The sequence below is a fragment of the Streptomyces sp. HD genome, assembly GCF_028369295.1.
Taxonomy (GTDB): Bacteria; Actinomycetota; Actinomycetes; order Streptomycetales; family Streptomycetaceae; genus Streptomyces.
On sequence record NZ_JAQMYP010000077.1, the window covers coordinates 1 to 14,466 of the forward strand.

Annotated in this window: 14 protein-coding genes; 10 read left to right on the forward strand and 4 right to left on the reverse strand. The window is 70.5% G+C overall.

Going from position 1 to position 14,466, the window contains the following annotated elements; genetic code table 11:
- The 5 genes from POF73_RS42115 to POF73_RS42135 all read left to right on the forward strand — a co-directional run.
- Window positions 1-282, forward strand: a 282-nt coding sequence (locus POF73_RS42115) for a helix-turn-helix domain-containing protein (RefSeq protein WP_272124707.1), incomplete at its 5' end; no start/stop codon positions are given.
- A gap of 142 nt (window positions 283-424) precedes the next feature.
- Entirely contained in the window at window positions 425-1,216 is a 792-nt protein-coding gene (locus tag POF73_RS42120) for a phosphatase (protein WP_272124708.1), read from the forward strand.
- 135 nt (window positions 1,217-1,351) lie between these two features.
- A complete protein-coding gene (locus POF73_RS42125; protein ID WP_334313670.1) occupies window positions 1,352-1,951 on the forward strand; it encodes a DedA family protein in 600 nt (199 codons plus the stop codon).
- A 109-nt stretch (window positions 1,952-2,060) separates the two neighbouring features.
- Window positions 2,061-3,698 carry a M6 family metalloprotease domain-containing protein gene (locus POF73_RS42130; protein ID WP_272124710.1) on the forward strand — a complete coding sequence of 546 codons (1,638 nt, stop codon included), beginning with the start codon at window positions 2,061-2,063 and terminating at the stop codon, window positions 3,696-3,698.
- A gap of 48 nt (window positions 3,699-3,746) precedes the next feature.
- Window positions 3,747-4,049, forward strand: coding sequence for a hypothetical protein (locus POF73_RS42135; protein ID WP_272124711.1), 303 nt, complete (start codon window positions 3,747-3,749; stop codon window positions 4,047-4,049).
- A 16-nt stretch (window positions 4,050-4,065) separates the two neighbouring features.
- Here the strand turns inward: POF73_RS42135 and POF73_RS42140 are convergent, their stop codons facing one another.
- From POF73_RS42140 to POF73_RS42155, 4 genes are all read right to left on the reverse strand, one after another.
- Window positions 4,066-4,932, reverse strand: a complete 867-nt coding sequence (locus POF73_RS42140) for an acyl-CoA thioesterase (protein WP_272124712.1) — start codon at window positions 4,930-4,932, stop codon at window positions 4,066-4,068.
- A gap of 35 nt (window positions 4,933-4,967) precedes the next feature.
- Window positions 4,968-6,125, reverse strand: coding sequence for an acyl-CoA dehydrogenase family protein (locus POF73_RS42145; RefSeq protein ID WP_272124713.1), 1,158 nt, complete (start codon window positions 6,123-6,125; stop codon window positions 4,968-4,970).
- Between the two features lie 122 nt (window positions 6,126-6,247).
- Window positions 6,248-6,760 carry a pyridoxamine 5'-phosphate oxidase family protein gene (locus POF73_RS42150; RefSeq protein WP_272124714.1) on the reverse strand — a complete coding sequence of 171 codons (513 nt, stop codon included), beginning with the start codon at window positions 6,758-6,760 and terminating at the stop codon, window positions 6,248-6,250.
- A 64-nt stretch (window positions 6,761-6,824) separates the two neighbouring features.
- Window positions 6,825-7,421, reverse strand: coding sequence for an SACE_7040 family transcriptional regulator (locus tag POF73_RS42155; RefSeq protein WP_272124715.1), 597 nt, complete (start codon window positions 7,419-7,421; stop codon window positions 6,825-6,827).
- 104 nt (window positions 7,422-7,525) lie between these two features.
- Here POF73_RS42155 and POF73_RS42160 point away from each other — a divergent pair, with 104 nt between their 5' ends.
- The 5 genes from POF73_RS42160 (at window position 7,526) to POF73_RS42180 (ending at window position 14,447) form a co-directional block, all read left to right on the forward strand.
- Window positions 7,526-9,142: a carboxyl transferase domain-containing protein gene (locus POF73_RS42160; protein ID WP_272124716.1), complete on the forward strand. Its 1,617-nt coding sequence runs from the start codon at window positions 7,526-7,528 to the stop codon at window positions 9,140-9,142.
- A 14-nt stretch (window positions 9,143-9,156) separates the two neighbouring features.
- Complete coding sequence (locus tag POF73_RS42165) at window positions 9,157-11,094, forward strand: acetyl/propionyl/methylcrotonyl-CoA carboxylase subunit alpha (protein ID WP_272124717.1); 1,938 nt, start codon at window positions 9,157-9,159, stop codon at window positions 11,092-11,094.
- Complete coding sequence (locus tag POF73_RS42170; protein WP_272124718.1) at window positions 11,094-12,029, forward strand: hydroxymethylglutaryl-CoA lyase; 936 nt, start codon at window positions 11,094-11,096, stop codon at window positions 12,027-12,029. Before POF73_RS42165 ends, POF73_RS42170 begins: the two co-directional genes overlap by 1 nt.
- A gap of 6 nt (window positions 12,030-12,035) precedes the next feature.
- Window positions 12,036-13,196 (forward strand): acyl-CoA dehydrogenase family protein, encoded by a 1,161-nt coding sequence (locus POF73_RS42175; protein WP_272124719.1) that lies wholly within the window; start codon window positions 12,036-12,038, stop codon window positions 13,194-13,196.
- 204 nt (window positions 13,197-13,400) lie between these two features.
- Window positions 13,401-14,447, forward strand: coding sequence for an ABC transporter substrate-binding protein (locus POF73_RS42180; protein WP_272124720.1), 1,047 nt, complete (start codon window positions 13,401-13,403; stop codon window positions 14,445-14,447).
- The last annotated feature ends 19 nt before the right edge of the window (window positions 14,448-14,466 follow it).

Consider the following 14,466-nt stretch of genomic DNA (forward strand, 5'->3'; position numbering starts at 1 on the left):
CCCGCCCTCACCGACCTGCTCTCCCCCGACGCGGCGGAGGCCCACGCCCGCGCGCTGCTCGCGCCCCTGACGCCCCCGCTCACCGAGACCCTGCGCACCTGGCTCTCCCTGCACGGCAGTTGGGACCGCACGGCGGTCGCCCTGTCCGTCCACCGCAACACGGTCCGCCAGCGGATCGCCCGGTGCGCGGCGCTGCTCGACACGGACCTGGACGACCCGGACGTACGCATGGAGCTGTGGTTCGCCCTACGCAACGCCGAACTGCCCGGCACCGCAGGCTGATCTGCCCGGCACCGCACACCGATCCGCCCTGGCACCGCACACCGATCCGCCTGGCACCGCACGCTGATCTGCACAGTGACCCGCGTCGCACGCGCACCGGACTCAGCCATTCCGCCCAGTTGTCTGCCTCACAATGGGAACCATGCCGATACCCGGGACACCCAGCCGCGCCGAGCTCGTCGACCACCTCGTCAGAACGCGTATCGCGGGCGACGTCGCCACTCCCCGCGAGAACAACCTCTCCCACTACCGCAAGCTGGCGAACGGCGACCGCCACTACTGGCTCGGCCTGGAGCTCGGCGACCGCTGGACCGACGAGCAGGACGTGCTCGCGGTGATGGCGGAGCGCGTCGGCGTGAACGACGACGCGGAGCACCGGCACGGCCAGGACACCATCGACCCCGAGCTGACGGTGGCCGCGCTGGACCGGATGGCGGCCCGCCTGCGCAAGGCGGCGGACGGACAGCAGCGGGTGCTGTTCGCGACCGGTCACCCGGGCGGCCTGCTCGACGTCCACCGCGCCACCGCCGCCGCCCTGCGCGCGGCCGGCTGCGAGATCGTCGTCATCCCGGAGGGCCTGCAGACCGATGAGGGCTACGTCATGCAGTTCGCCGACGTAGCCGTCCTCGAACACGGCGCCACCCTCTGGCATACCCACTCCGGCGCCCCGATGAAGGCCATCCTCACCGGCCTGGAGCGCGCGGGACGCCCGCTGCCGGACCTGGTGGTGGCCGACCACGGCTGGGCGGGGTACGCCGGTCAGCACGGCGTCGACTCCGTCGGCTACGCGGACTGCAACGACCCGGCGCTGTTCCTCGCGGAGGCGGAGGGGACGGTGCAGGTGGTGGTGCCGCTGGACGACCATGTGGTGAGCCCGCGCTACTACGACCCGATGACGGCGTACCTGCTGGGCGAGGCGGGCCTGGTCGAGTAGGGGGTCGGGCCGGAGTGGTCGGGCAGCCTTCCTCATGCCGCCTTTAGGTCAAGACTTAGTAAAGTGGCACGCATGATCATTGCTGCCGCATCCGACGCACCCGTCGGCGGGGTCGCCGGCTGGGCCGCCGGGTTGATGGAGAAGCTGGGCGGCCCCGGCGCCGGACTGGCCATCGCTCTGGAGAATCTCTTTCCGCCACTGCCCAGCGAGGTGATCCTGCCGCTGGCCGGGTTCACCGCGAGCCAGGGCGGGATGAGCCTCTTCTCGGCCGTCGTCTGGACGACCGCTGGGTCGGTGATCGGCGCACTGGCCCTGTATCTGCTCGGCTCGCTCCTCGGCCGGGACCGGCTGATCGCGGTGGCGGCACGGCTGCCGCTGGTGAAGGCCGCCGACGTGGAGCGGACCGAGGCGTGGTTCCTGCGGCACGGCACCAAGGCGGTCTTCTTCGGCCGCTTCGTCCCGATCTTCCGCAGCCTGATCTCGATACCGGCCGGGGTCGAGCGGATGCGGCTCCCCGTGTTCCTGGCCCTCACCGCGACGGGCAGCCTGATCTGGAACAGCGCCTTCATCGCGGGCGGCTACGCCCTCGGCGCCCGCTGGCACGAGGTCACCGACCTGGTGAGCCTCTACTCCAAGGCCATCTTGGTGGTCGTGGGCGTGGTGGGCCTGGCATTCGTAGGGATACGGCTGTCACGTTCGGGGCGGCGGCGACAGCAGGAGCAGGGTGCGCCCTGAGCGTCCGCGATCCAGCCCTGTTGCAGGGCGTAACCGCTGCGGTTGCAGGCGCTGCTGAGGCATGTGTGACTGGTGGGGACCCCAATCTCCTGCTCCTAGGGGAATCTTCATGTCCGAACGCCCTTCCCACCGCGCCGGAGCCGTCGCCGTCTGGTCCGACTTCTGCGCCGTGAGCCCCAGCCCGGAACTGCGCGAGCGGCTTCAGGAGGAACAGCAGCGCATCCGCAGCTCCTCACCGCTCGCCAAGCAGTTCGCCGTGAGCGGCGATCCCCGCCACCCCGGCTTCAACACCGCCATGCTCTTCCCGGCCCACGAGTACCCGGTCGGCACGCCGCGTGCCACCATCGAGGCCGCGGCAGCCGAACGCAGTCCCCTGACCGGCGCCGTACGCGTGGTGGTCGTCCTCGCCGACTTCGGCGACAAGCAGATGACGCACGACAAGCAGCACTTCGAGAAGCTGTTCTTCTCGCTGGGCGAGATGCCCAACGGCAGCGTCCGCGAGTACTACCGCGAAGTGACCCACGGTCTGGTCGACATCGTCGGCGAGGTCGTCGGCCCCGTCCGACTGCCGAAGGACCTCTCCTGGTACGCGAACGACAACTTCGGCATCGGCAAGCCGACCGGACAGCCGCGCGCGCACTTCATGGCCAGGGACACCGCGATGGGCGCGGACCCGCAGATCAACTACGCCCCGTACGACAACGACGGCAACGGCTTCGTCGACGCCTTCATCGTCGTGCACGCGGGACAGGGCGGCGAGGTCACCGGTAATCCCGGCGACATCTGGTCGCACAAGTGGGTCCTGCCCGACGCCTACAACGCCGACGGTGCGCGCATCTTCGCGTACCTCACCATCCCCGAGGACGCCAAGATCGGCGTCTGCGCCCATGAGCTGGGGCATCTGGTGTTCGGGTTCCCCGACCTGTACGACATCGACAACACGTCGGAGGGCGTCGGCAACTGGTGCCTGATGGGCGGCGGTTCCTGGAACGGCGCACCCGGTCAGGAGGGTGAGCGGCCGGCGCACCCGTCGGCCTGGTGCAAGATCAACCAGGGCTGGGCGTCGGTGTCCAACGTCACCGGCTCGACGACCCTGTCGATCCCCGACGTGAAGAACAGCCACCAGGTGCACCGGCTGTGGACCGGCGGACTGCCAGGAAGTGAGTACTTCCTCGTCGAGAACCGCCAACGCACCGGCTACGACGACTCGTTGCCCGGCGACGGGCTGCTGATCTGGCACATCGACGAGCACCAGCCGGACAACTCCGACGAGAGCCACTACATGGTGGGCCTGGTGCAGGCCGACAACGAGCACGACCTCGAATGGTCGGCGAACCGCGGCGACCCCGGCGACGCCTACCCCGGAAGCACCGGCAACACCACGTTCGGTCCGACGAGCACTCCCAGCTCCCACTCGTACTCGGGCGCCCCGACCGGTGTGTCCGTCACCGGCATCTCGGCCTCCGGGCCCACGATGACGGCCAAGTTCGCGGTCACCGTGCCGGGGCCGGTCCATATGCCGGTGGGCGTCAGCGCGACGCGGACCGACACGGCCGGCGAGACCGGGCTGACGGAGATGATCCACGCCCTCCAGTCACGGCTGGAGGCCCTGGAGCAGGCCGTGGCAGGGGAGGCGCGGAGGCCGGCCGAGCCCGCCCTCGAAGGCAGCCCACGCCAGGAACGCGACGGGACACCGCGCACCGCGGAGTCCGGCACCGGCAGCGGGCACGGCTATCGCCGCTCCTAGAACCGGCGACGGGACCGAGGACGGGCGAGGGCGGAGGGCGCGAGCGCCATGGTGCAGGCGATCGAGAATCTCACCGCGCTGGCCGTCCGACTGGTCTCCTCAGGTCCGCATCCGCGGCTGACGGGCTGGGACCGGCTGGTCGTCGACGTCCTCGACGGCCGGCCGGTCACCGGCTATGCCGACCTTCTGTCCCGGCGCGTCGGAGACCGCCTGGACATCGCTGTGCTGAGCACCCTCGCCGCAGGTCTGGCCCCGGGCACCGTCATCCGGCTACGGGCAAGACTCGCCGGAGGCGAGGCACTGGCGGAAAAGCGCCCGCCGCCGGGCACATTTACGGTGGAGCCGCCCTGACGCCCTGCAACCCCGGTCAGCGCGGTACCCGGACCACGCCCTCCTGGATCACCGACACCGCGAGCCGTCCGTCCTGCGTGTAGATCCGCGCCTGTCCGAGCCCCCGCCCCGCGTACGCCGACGGCGACTCCTGGTCGTACAGCAGCCACTCGTCCGCGCGGAACGGGCGGTGGAACCACATCGCGTGGTCCAGCGAGGCCCCGACCACATCCCCCACGGCCCAGCCGCCGCGCCCGTGGGCGAGCAGAACCGAGTCCAGCAGGGTCATGTCGGAGACATAGGTGGCGAGCACGACATGCAGCAGCGGGTCGTCGGCCAGCTTGCCGTTGGTGCGGAACCAGACCTGCGAGTGCGGTTCACGCGGCTCGCCGAACTTTCCGTACGGCGGCTCGTCGACGTAGCGCAGATCGACCGCCTGGCGGGCCTCCAGGAACCGCTCGACGACCGCCGGGTCGAGGTGGTCGTACCCGCGCAGACGCTCCGCGGAGGTGGGGAGCGAGACCGGGTCGGGCGCGGGCGGCATCGGGGTCTGGTGGTCCAGGCCGTCCTCGTACGTCTGGAAGGACGCCGACAGCGCGAAGATCGGCTTGCCGTGCTGGACGGCGACCACCCGGCGGGTGGTGAAGGAGCGGCCGTCGCGCATCCGGTCGACGTTGTAGACGATGGGCGCGCCCGGGTCCCCCATGCGCAGGAAGTACGCGTGCAGGGAGTGGGCGGGCCGGTCCGCGGGCACCGTGCGGCCTGCGGCGACGAGCGCCTGGGCCGCGACCTGGCCGCCGAAGACCCGCGGGACGACGGCGGAGCGGGACTGGCCGCGGAAGATGTCCTCCTCGATCTGCTCCAGGTCGAGCAGATCGAGGAGGCCCTGTAGTGCCTGGTTCATGGCACCTTTTCTACGGTGGGGTAATTTCCGGGACCTTACAGGCCCATGTCCTTCGCGATGATCGACTTCATGATCTCGCTGGTGCCGCCGTAGATGCGGTTGACGCGGTTGTCCGCGTACAGGCGAGCGATCGGGTACTCGTTCATGAAGCCGTAGCCGCCGTGCAGCTGGAGGCAGCGGTCGATCACGCGGTGCGCGACCTCGGTGCAGAAGAGCTTCGCGGAGGCCGCCTCGGCCGGGGTCAGCTCACCCGCGTCCAGGGCCTCCAGCGTGCGGTCGGCGACGGCCTCGGCGGCGTCGACCTCGGCCTGACAGGCGGCCAGCTCGAACTTGGTGTTCTGGAAGGAGGCGACGGACTTGCCGAAGACGGTGCGGTCCTGCACGTACTCCTTGGCGAACCGGACGGCCGCCTTGGCCTGCGCGTAGGCGCCGAAGGCGATGCCCCAGCGCTCGGAGGCCAGGTTGTGGCCGAGGTAGTAGAAGCCCTTGTTCTCCTCGCCGAGGAGGTCCTCGACGGGCACCTTGACGTCGACGAAGGCGAGCTCGGCGGTGTCACTGGTCCGCAGGCCCAGCTTGTCGAGCTTGCGGCCGATGGAGTAGCCCTCGGACTTGGTGTCCACGGCGAACAGGGAGATGCCGTGGCGGCGGTCCTCGGCGCTGGGCGCGTCGGTGCGGGCGCAGACGATCACACGGTCGGCGTGCACGCCACCGGTGATGAAGGTCTTGGAGCCGTTGAGGACGTAGTGCGTGCCGTCCTCGCTCAGCTTGGCGGTGGTCTTCATGCCCGCGAGGTCGGAACCGGTGCCCGGCTCGGTCATCGCGAGGGCCCACATCTCCTCACCGGAGACGAACTTCGGCAGGAACCGCTTCTTCTGCTCGTCGGAGGCGAGCATCTTGATGTACGGCAGACCGAGCAGCACGTGCACGCCGGAGCCGCCGAACTGCACACCCGCGCGGGCGGTCTCCTCGTACATCACCGCCTCGAACTTGTACGAGTCGATGCCGGCGCCGCCGAACTCCTCGTCGACGCGGATGCCGAAGACACCCAGCTCGGCGAGCTTGTAGTAGAAGTCGCGGGGCGCCTGGCCCGCCGCGAACCACTCGTCGTAGACCGGCACGACCTCGGCCTCGATGAAGGCGCGGATGGTCTCCCGGAACGCCTCGTGATCCTCATTGAACACCGTACGGCGCACGCCGCCACCTCCACCGGTACATGTCTAAGCGCTTGCTCACTCAACCGTACCGGCGAGTACGAAGAACCGTCCAGGGGTTCCACCCCGTAACGCTCGTCACGCTGACACCCCTCGGGTGCCCCTCAGAGCCGTACGTCTCCCCGGTGCTCGTAGTCCAGCCCGTGCTCGGCACACGGCCGGCCCTCGTCGCGCGGGCAGATCATCGAGTACGCGGTCACCCGCGCCCGGTACACCCGCCACGGCGCCGGCGGGCGCACCTCGTCGGCATCCAGTGCCCGTCCGCCACGTCCCGCCGGGCCGGGGATGACCCGCAGCCCCTCCAGCGCCTGCTCCCCGTCCAGCTCCGTCGCCGTGGCGGCCAGGTACAGCGCACGCGGGCCCGCCGTGCCGACCGGTGCGCGGGAGTCGTGGATGACGATGCCGACCCGGGGCTCATGGGCGAGGTTGCGGGAGTGCGTGACCTCGGGGGACGAGACCCAGTAGAAGTCCCGTCCGTCCTCGGTGGAGTAGAAGACCGGCGCCGCCCAGGGGGCGCCGTCGGGGCCCACCGTGGCCAGCACCATGTACATGTTGCCGTCGATGATCGCCCGCGCCGCGCTGCGAGCGCCTTCGGCCGTCTCGGTTCCCTCGGTCATACGTCCCCCTCGTTCCGTCGTCGCAGTTCGCCGGAGTCACCGGAGTGCGCAGCAACCGTACGGCTCACTCCACCCCGGCCGCCCCGAACGCCCCGCGCGCCATCCGGTGCAGCAGCCCCGCCGTGGTCCCCCGCCCCGGCAGCGACCCCGGCCGTCCCAGGTGCGGCGTCGAGTTCAGCAGGCCGAAGACCGAGTGGACCGCCGAGCGGGCCGTCGGTTCGGTCAGGTCCGGGTACACCTCGCGCACCACCTGCACCCACAGCTCGACGTACTGCCGCTGGAGCTGTCGTACGAGCTTGCGGTCGCTGTCGCGCAGGCGGTCCAGCTCGCGGTCGTGCAAGGTGATCAGGGGACGGTCGTCGAGGGCGAAGTCGATGTGGCCCTCGATGAGGGAGTCGAGGACCTGGTCGGCCGGCACCCCGTCGGCCTCCGCGAGGCGCCGCTTCGCGCCCGTCAGGAGCTGGCCGCTGATGCCGACCAGCAGCTCGGCGAGCATCGCGTCCTTGCCGGCGAAGTGCCGGTAGAGACCGGGGCCGCTGATGCCCACGGCGGCGCCTATCTCGTCGACACCGACGCCGTGGAAGCCGCGCTCGGCGAAGAGCCGCGCGGCCTCCTTGAGGATCTGTTCGCGACGGGTGGGGGCGTCGGTTCTGGTGGCCATGGAAGCAATTCTAGACAGGGAGGTTAGCGGTCGTTAACCTGAAGGAAATGGTTAACGCTCATTAACACGCCCAACAGGCGATCACTGGGTGAGGGGACCGCAGGATGCATGAGGCACCGGAGCTGACGAGCGCGGCAGATCCCGCGTCGGAGGCCTGGCGGGCCAACGAGGAGGCCCATCGGGCGCTGGTGGGCGAGCTGCACGGCAAGCTCGACGCCGCCCGGCTGGGAGGCGGTGAGAAGGCACGCGCCCGGCACACCGCGCGCGGCAAGCTGCTGCCCCGGGACCGGGTCGACACCCTCCTCGATCCCGGCTCCCCCTTCCTGGAGCTGGCGCCCCTCGCCGCCGACGGCATGTACGACGGCCAGGCCCCGGCCGCCGGCGTCATCGCCGGGATCGGGCGGGTCAGCGGGCGCGAGTGCGTGATCGTCGCGAACGACGCCACGGTCAAGGGCGGCACGTACTACCCGATGACCGTGAAGAAGCACCTGCGGGCCCAGGAAGTCGCCCTGGAGAACCGGCTGCCGTGCCTCTACCTGGTCGACTCCGGCGGCGCCTTCCTGCCCATGCAGGACGAGGTCTTCCCGGACCGCGAGCACTTCGGGCGGATCTTCTACAACCAGGCCAGGATGTCGGGCGCCGGCATCCCGCAGATCGCCGCCGTGCTCGGCTCGTGCACGGCGGGCGGGGCGTATGTCCCGGCCATGAGCGACGAGGCCGTCATCGTCCGCGGCCAGGGCACGATCTTCCTCGGCGGTCCCCCGCTGGTGAAGGCCGCCACCGGCGAGGTCGTCACGGCGGAGGAGCTCGGCGGCGGCGACGTCCACGCGCGCGTGTCGGGTGTCACCGACCATCTCGCCGAGGACGACGCGCACGCGCTGCGGATCGTGCGGAACATCGTCGCCACCCTGCCCGCGCGCGGGGCGCTCCCCTGGGAGGTCACGCCCGCCACGGAACCGAAGATCGACCCCTACGGCCTCTACGGCGCCGTCCCGGTCGACTCCCGCACCCCCTACGACGTACGCGAGATCATCGCGCGCGTGGTCGACGGCTCCCGCTTCGCGGAGTTCAAGTCGGAGTTCGGGCAGACCCTCGTCACCGGCTTCGCCCGTATCCACGGCCACCCGGTCGGCATCGTCGCCAACAACGGCATCCTGTTCTCCGAGTCCGCCCAGAAGGGCGCCCACTTCATCGAGCTGTGCGACCAGCGCGGGATCCCGCTGGTGTTCCTGCAGAACATCTCCGGGTTCATGGTCGGCAAGGACTACGAGGCCGGCGGTATCGCCAAGCACGGCGCCAAGATGGTGACGGCGGTCGCCTGCACGCGCGTGCCGAAGCTGACGGTCGTGGTCGGCGGGTCGTACGGCGCCGGGAACTACTCCATGTGCGGGCGCGCGTACTCGCCCCGCTTCCTGTGGATGTGGCCGGGCGCCAAGATCTCCGTGATGGGCGGCGAGCAGGCCGCCTCCGTCCTCGCGACCGTCAAGCGCGACCAGCTGGAGGCGCGCGGCGAGAACTGGCCGGTGGCGGACGAGGAGTCCTTCAAGGCGCCGATCCGGGAGCAGTACGAGCGCCAGGGCAACGCCTACTACGCGACGGCCCGCCTCTGGGACGACGGTGTGATCGACCCGCTGGAGACCCGTCAGGTGCTGGGCCTCGCCCTGACCGCCTGTGCCAACGCGCCCCTGGGTGAGCCCCAGTTCGGCGTCTTCCGGATGTGAGGGGGACGGAACCCATGTTTGACACAGTGCTCGTGGCCAACCGGGGCGAGATCGCGGTACGGGTCATCCGGACCCTGCGCTCGCTGGGCGTGCGCTCGGTGGCCGTCTTCTCCGACGCCGACGCCGACGCCCGGCATGTCCGGGAGGCGGACACGGCGGTACGGATCGGTCCGGCGCCGGCCGCCGAGAGCTATCTGTCCGTGGAGCGGCTGCTGGAGGCGGCGGCCCGCACTGGCGCCCAGGCCGTCCACCCCGGCTACGGCTTCCTCGCGGAGAACGCCGGCTTCGCGCGCGCGTGCGCCGACGCCGGGCTGGTCTTCATCGGGCCGCCCGCGCAGGCCATCTCCCTGATGGGCGACAAGATCCGGGCCAAGGAGACGGTGCGGGCGGCCGGGGTGCCGGTCGTCCCGGGCTCCAGTGGCAGCGGGCTCACGGACGGCCAGCTCGCCGACGCCGCCCGCGAGATCGGCATGCCGGTCCTGCTGAAGCCCTCCGCCGGTGGTGGCGGCAAGGGCATGCGGCTGGTCCGGGACGCGGCGCAGCTGGCGGACGAGATCGCCGCCGCCCGCCGTGAGGCCCGCGCCTCCTTCGGCGACGACACCCTGCTGGTCGAGCGGTGGGTCGACCGGCCCCGGCACATCGAGATCCAGGTGCTGGCGGACGGCCACGGGAACGTGGTGCATCTCGGCGAGCGCGAGTGCTCGTTGCAGCGCCGGCACCAGAAGATCATCGAGGAGGCGCCGAGCGTGCTCCTCGACGAGGCCACGCGCGCGGGGATGGGCGAGGCGGCCGTCCAGGCGGCGCGCTCGTGCGGGTACCGGGGCGCGGGCACGGTGGAGTTCATCGTGCCGGGCGGCGACCCGTCGTCGTACTACTTCATGGAGATGAACACCCGCCTCCAGGTGGAGCACCCGGTCACCGAACTGATCACCGGGCTGGACCTGGTGGAGTGGCAGCTGCGGGTGGCGGCGGGCGAGCGACTGCCGTACGGGCAGGACGACATCACGCTCACCGGGCACGCCGTCGAGGCCCGTATCTGCGCCGAGGACCCGTCCCGCGGGTTCCTCCCCTCCGGCGGCACCGTCCTGAAGCTGGACGAACCACAGGGCGACGGCATCCGCACCGACTCCGGGCTCAGCGAGGGCACCGAGGTCGGCAGCCTGTACGACCCGATGCTGTCCAAAGTGATCGCGTACGGGCCGGATCGGGAGACGGCCCTGAGGAAGCTGCGCAAGGCGCTCGCCGAGACGGTCACGCTGGGCGTGCAGACCAACGCCGGGTTCCTGCGGCGGCTGCTCGCGCATCCGGCGGTCGTCGCGGGCGAGTTGGACACAGGGCTGGTCGAGCGGGTCGTGGACGACCTGGTCTCCACGGACGTACCGGACGAGGTGTACGAGGCGGCGTCGGTCCTGCGGCTGGACGCGCTGCGGCCTCGCGAGGCCGGGTGGACCGACCCGTTCTCCGTGCCGAGCGGCTGGCGGCTGGGCGGCACGCCCAGGCCCGTCGGCTTCCATCTGCGAATCACCGAGCCCGTGGAGTACGCCCCGCGCGGCACCCACACCGTCACGGACGACCAGGTGGCCGTCACCGTCGACGGCGTACGCCACACCTTCCGGTTCGCCGCCCTGCCGGACGGCACCTGGCTGGGCCGGGACGGCGACGCCTGGCACGTGCGCGACCACGACCCGGTGGCCGCCTCGCTCACCGGGGCCGCCCACGCGGGCGCCGACTCGCTCACCGCGCCCATGCCGGGGACGGTGACGGTGGTGAAGGTCGCCGTCGGGGACGAAGTGACCGCCGGACAGAGCCTGCTGGTGGTGGAGGCGATGAAGATGGAGCACGTCATCTCCGCCCCGCACGCCGGCACGGTCGCCGAACTGGACGTCACACCGGGCACGACGGTCGCCATGGACCAGGTCCTGGCGGTCATCACCCCGGTGGAGGAGGACTGATGACGCTGCCCATGACGGTGCCGGCCGCGGACCTGCCCGCCCGCGTCCGCATCCACGAGGTCGGCGCACGCGACGGCCTGCAGAACGAGAAGTCGACCGTGCCGACCGAGGTCAAGGCGGAGTTCGTCCGTCGCCTCGCCGACGCCGGGCTGACGACGATCGAGGCGACCAGCTTCGTGCACCCCAAGTGGGTGCCCCAACTCGCCGACGCCGAGCAGCTGTTCCCGCTCGTCGCCGGCCTGAAGGGCGTTCACCTGCCCGTCCTGGTCCCCAACGACCGCGGCCTGGACCGCGCCCTGGCGCTGGGCGCCCGCCGGGTCGCCGTCTTCGCCAGCGCGACGGAGTCCTTCGCGAAGGCCAACCTCAACCGCACGCTGGACGAGTCGCTTGCGGTGTTCGACCCGGTCGTGCGGCGGGCGAGGGACGAGGGGCTGCATGTGCGCGGCTATGTCTCCATGTGCTTCGGCGACCCCTGGGAGGGCGCGGTCCCGATCCACCAGGTGGTGCGGGTCTGCAAGGCACTGCGGGACATGGGCTGCGACGAGCTGAGCCTGGGCGACACGATCGGCGTCGCGACGCCCGGCCATGTGCTGGAGCTGCTCGCCATGCTCAACGAGGAGGGCGTGCCGACGAACGTCCTCGGCGTCCACTTCCACGACACCTACGGCCAGGCCCTCGCCAACACCTACGCCGCCCTGGAACACGGCGTCACGACGGTCGACGCCTCGGCCGGCGGCCTGGGCGGCTGCCCGTACGCCAAGTCCGCCACCGGCAACCTCGCCACGGAGGACCTCGTGTGGATGCTGCGGGGCCTCGGCATCGACACCGGAATCGACCTCGACCGCCTAGTCGCCACAAGCGCGTGGATGGCCGAGCAACTGGGCCGACCCAGCCCGTCCCGCACCGTCCGAGCCCTGTCCCACAAGGAGCACTGAGCAGCCATGGACCATCGTCTCTCCCCCGAACTGGAGGAACTCCGCCGTACGGTGGAGGGGTTCGCCCACGACGTCGTGGCGCCGAAGATCGGCGACTTCTACGAGCGTCATGAGTTCCCGTACGAGATCGTGCGGGAGATGGGCCGTATGGGGCTGTTCGGGCTGCCGTTCCCGGAAGAGTACGGCGGCATGGGCGGCGACTATCTGGCGCTGGGCATCGCGCTGGAGGAGCTGGCCCGCGTGGACTCCTCGGTCGCCATCACGCTGGAGGCCGGTGTCTCGCTGGGCGCCATGCCGATCCATCTCTTCGGCACTCAGGAGCAGAAGCGGGAGTGGCTGCCGAAGCTGTGCTCCGGTGAGGTCCTCGGCGCCTTCGGGCTCACCGAGCCGGACGGCGGCTCCGACGCGGGCGCGACGCGCACCACGGCCCGTCTCGACGAGTCGACGAACGAATGGGTGATCAACGGCTCCAAGTGCTTCATCACCAACTCGGGCACCGACATCACCGGCCTGGTCACGGTCACGGCGGTGACGGGCCGCAAGCCGGACGGCAAGCCGCTCATCTCGTCGATCATCGTCCCGTCCGGCACCCCGGGCTTCACGGTCGCCGCCCCCTACTCCAAGGTCGGCTGGAACGCCTCCGACACCCGCGAGCTGTCCTTCGCGGACGTCCGTGTCCCGGCCGCCAACCTGCTGGGCGAGCAGGGCCGCGGGTACGCCCAGTTCCTGCGCATCCTGGACGAGGGCCGGATCGCCATCGCGGCGCTGGCGACGGGCCTGGCACAGGGCTGTGTGGACGAGTCGGTGAAGTACGCCAAGGAACGCCACGCCTTCGGCCGCCCGATCGGCGCCAACCAGGCCATCCAGTTCAAGATCGCCGACATGGAGATGAAGGCCCACACGGCCCGCCTGGCCTGGCGCGACGCGGCGTCCCGTCTGGTCGCCGGCGAACCCTTCAAGAAGGAGGCGGCGCTGGCGAAGCTGTACTCGTCGACGATCGCGGTGGACAACGCCCGCGACGCCACCCAGATCCACGGCGGCTACGGCTTCATGAACGAGTACCCGGTCGCCCGCATGTGGCGCGACTCCAAGATCCTGGAGATCGGCGAGGGCACGAGCGAGGTACAGCGGATGCTGATCGCCCGCGAGTTGGGTCTGGCCGGCTGACCCCGGCCGACCCCGCGCCTGACGCGAGGCCCAACTTCCCTTGATTGCAAGGGGGTTGGGTCTCGCGGGCTGGGTAGCTTCCCTCGCAGCCCGCGCACAACTTCGATCACAAGGGCCCCCAGCCCTGGACATCAGCTCAGGTTAGGCTAACCTACCTTCGAATTGTCCGGCCGGTGATCCGCCCTGTTCGAAAGCAGCGTACCCATGCCCAACGCCAGAGCCACCCACCTCACCCGCCGCGGCATCCTCGCCGCCGGCGGCGCCCTCGGCCTCGGCGCCGTGCTCGCGGCCTGCGGGGACGACGACGCGAAAAGCGGTGGTTCGGACGAGGCCACGACCGCTGCCAAGTCCGGCCCCTGGACGTTCAAGGACGACCGCGGCACCACCGTGAAGCTCGACAAGGTCCCGACGAAGATCGTCGCTTTCGTCGGCGTCGCCGCCGCCCTGTACGACTACGGCATCGAGATCAAGGGCGTCTTCGGCCCCACCAAGACGCAGGACGGCAAGGCCGACGTCCAGGCCGGCGACATGGACGTCAGCAAGCTCACGGTCTTCGGCAACGTCTGGGACCAGTTCAACGTCGAGAAGTACGCCGCGTTCGCCCCCGAGGTCCTCCTCTCCACGACCTTCGACGGCGCCGGCACCCTCTGGTACGTCCCCGAGGCGTCCAAGGACAAGATCGCCAAGCTCGCGCCGAGCGCCGCCGTCTCGGTCTACGACCGCCAGCTGACCAAGCCGCTGGAGAAGATGTGGGAGCTCGCCGAGTCCCTCGGCGCGGACATGAAGGCCGACAAGGCCGTCCAGTCCAAGAAGGACTTCGAGGCCGCCGCCGAGCGGCTGCGCAAGGCCGCCAAGGCCCGGCCCGAGATCAAGGTGATGGCCGGTTCCGCCAGCCAGGAGATCTTCTACGTCTCCGGCACCAACCTCTCCATCGACCTGGAGTACTTCAAGGCCCTCGGCGTGAACTTCGTGGAGCCGCCGGAGAGCGCCAAGAAGGAGGGCGGCGGCTGGTTCGAGAGCCTCAGCTGGGAGAACGTCGACAAGTACCCGGCCGACATCATCATGATGGACGACCGCTCCTCGACGATTCAGCCGAAGGACATCACCGAGGCGACCTGGAAGAAGCTGCCCGCAGTGAAGGCCGGCCAGGTCATCGCCCGTTCGCCCGAGCCGATTCTGTCGTACGACAAGTGCACGCCGCTGCTGACCAGCCTTGCCGAGGCCATCGAGAAGGCCAAGAAGGTCGCCTGAGAAAGAGCCGCTTGAGGTC

What these genes read in the sequence shown, in the direction of transcription:
- POF73_RS42175 (WP_272124719.1), top strand. Translation starts at nt 12,036, where the DNA reads ATGGACCATCGTCTCTCCCCCGAACTGGAGGAACTCCGCCGTACGGTG.
- POF73_RS42150 (WP_272124714.1), bottom strand. Translation starts at nt 6,760, where the DNA reads ATGACCGAGGGAACCGAGACGGCCGAAGGCGCTCGCAGCGCGGCGCGG.
- POF73_RS42160 (WP_272124716.1), top strand. Translation starts at nt 7,526, where the DNA reads ATGCATGAGGCACCGGAGCTGACGAGCGCGGCAGATCCCGCGTCGGAG.
- POF73_RS42180 (WP_272124720.1), top strand. Translation starts at nt 13,401, where the DNA reads ATGCCCAACGCCAGAGCCACCCACCTCACCCGCCGCGGCATCCTCGCC.
- POF73_RS42155 (WP_272124715.1), bottom strand. Translation starts at nt 7,421, where the DNA reads ATGGCCACCAGAACCGACGCCCCCACCCGTCGCGAACAGATCCTCAAG.
- POF73_RS42130 (WP_272124710.1), top strand. Translation starts at nt 2,061, where the DNA reads ATGTCCGAACGCCCTTCCCACCGCGCCGGAGCCGTCGCCGTCTGGTCC.
- POF73_RS42165 (WP_272124717.1), top strand. Translation starts at nt 9,157, where the DNA reads ATGTTTGACACAGTGCTCGTGGCCAACCGGGGCGAGATCGCGGTACGG.
- POF73_RS42170 (WP_272124718.1), top strand. Translation starts at nt 11,094, where the DNA reads ATGACGCTGCCCATGACGGTGCCGGCCGCGGACCTGCCCGCCCGCGTC.
- POF73_RS42140 (WP_272124712.1), bottom strand. Translation starts at nt 4,932, where the DNA reads ATGAACCAGGCACTACAGGGCCTCCTCGATCTGCTCGACCTGGAGCAG.
- POF73_RS42125 (WP_334313670.1), top strand. Translation starts at nt 1,352, where the DNA reads ATGGAGAAGCTGGGCGGCCCCGGCGCCGGACTGGCCATCGCTCTGGAG.
- POF73_RS42135 (WP_272124711.1), top strand. Translation starts at nt 3,747, where the DNA reads ATGGTGCAGGCGATCGAGAATCTCACCGCGCTGGCCGTCCGACTGGTC.
- POF73_RS42120 (WP_272124708.1), top strand. Translation starts at nt 425, where the DNA reads ATGCCGATACCCGGGACACCCAGCCGCGCCGAGCTCGTCGACCACCTC.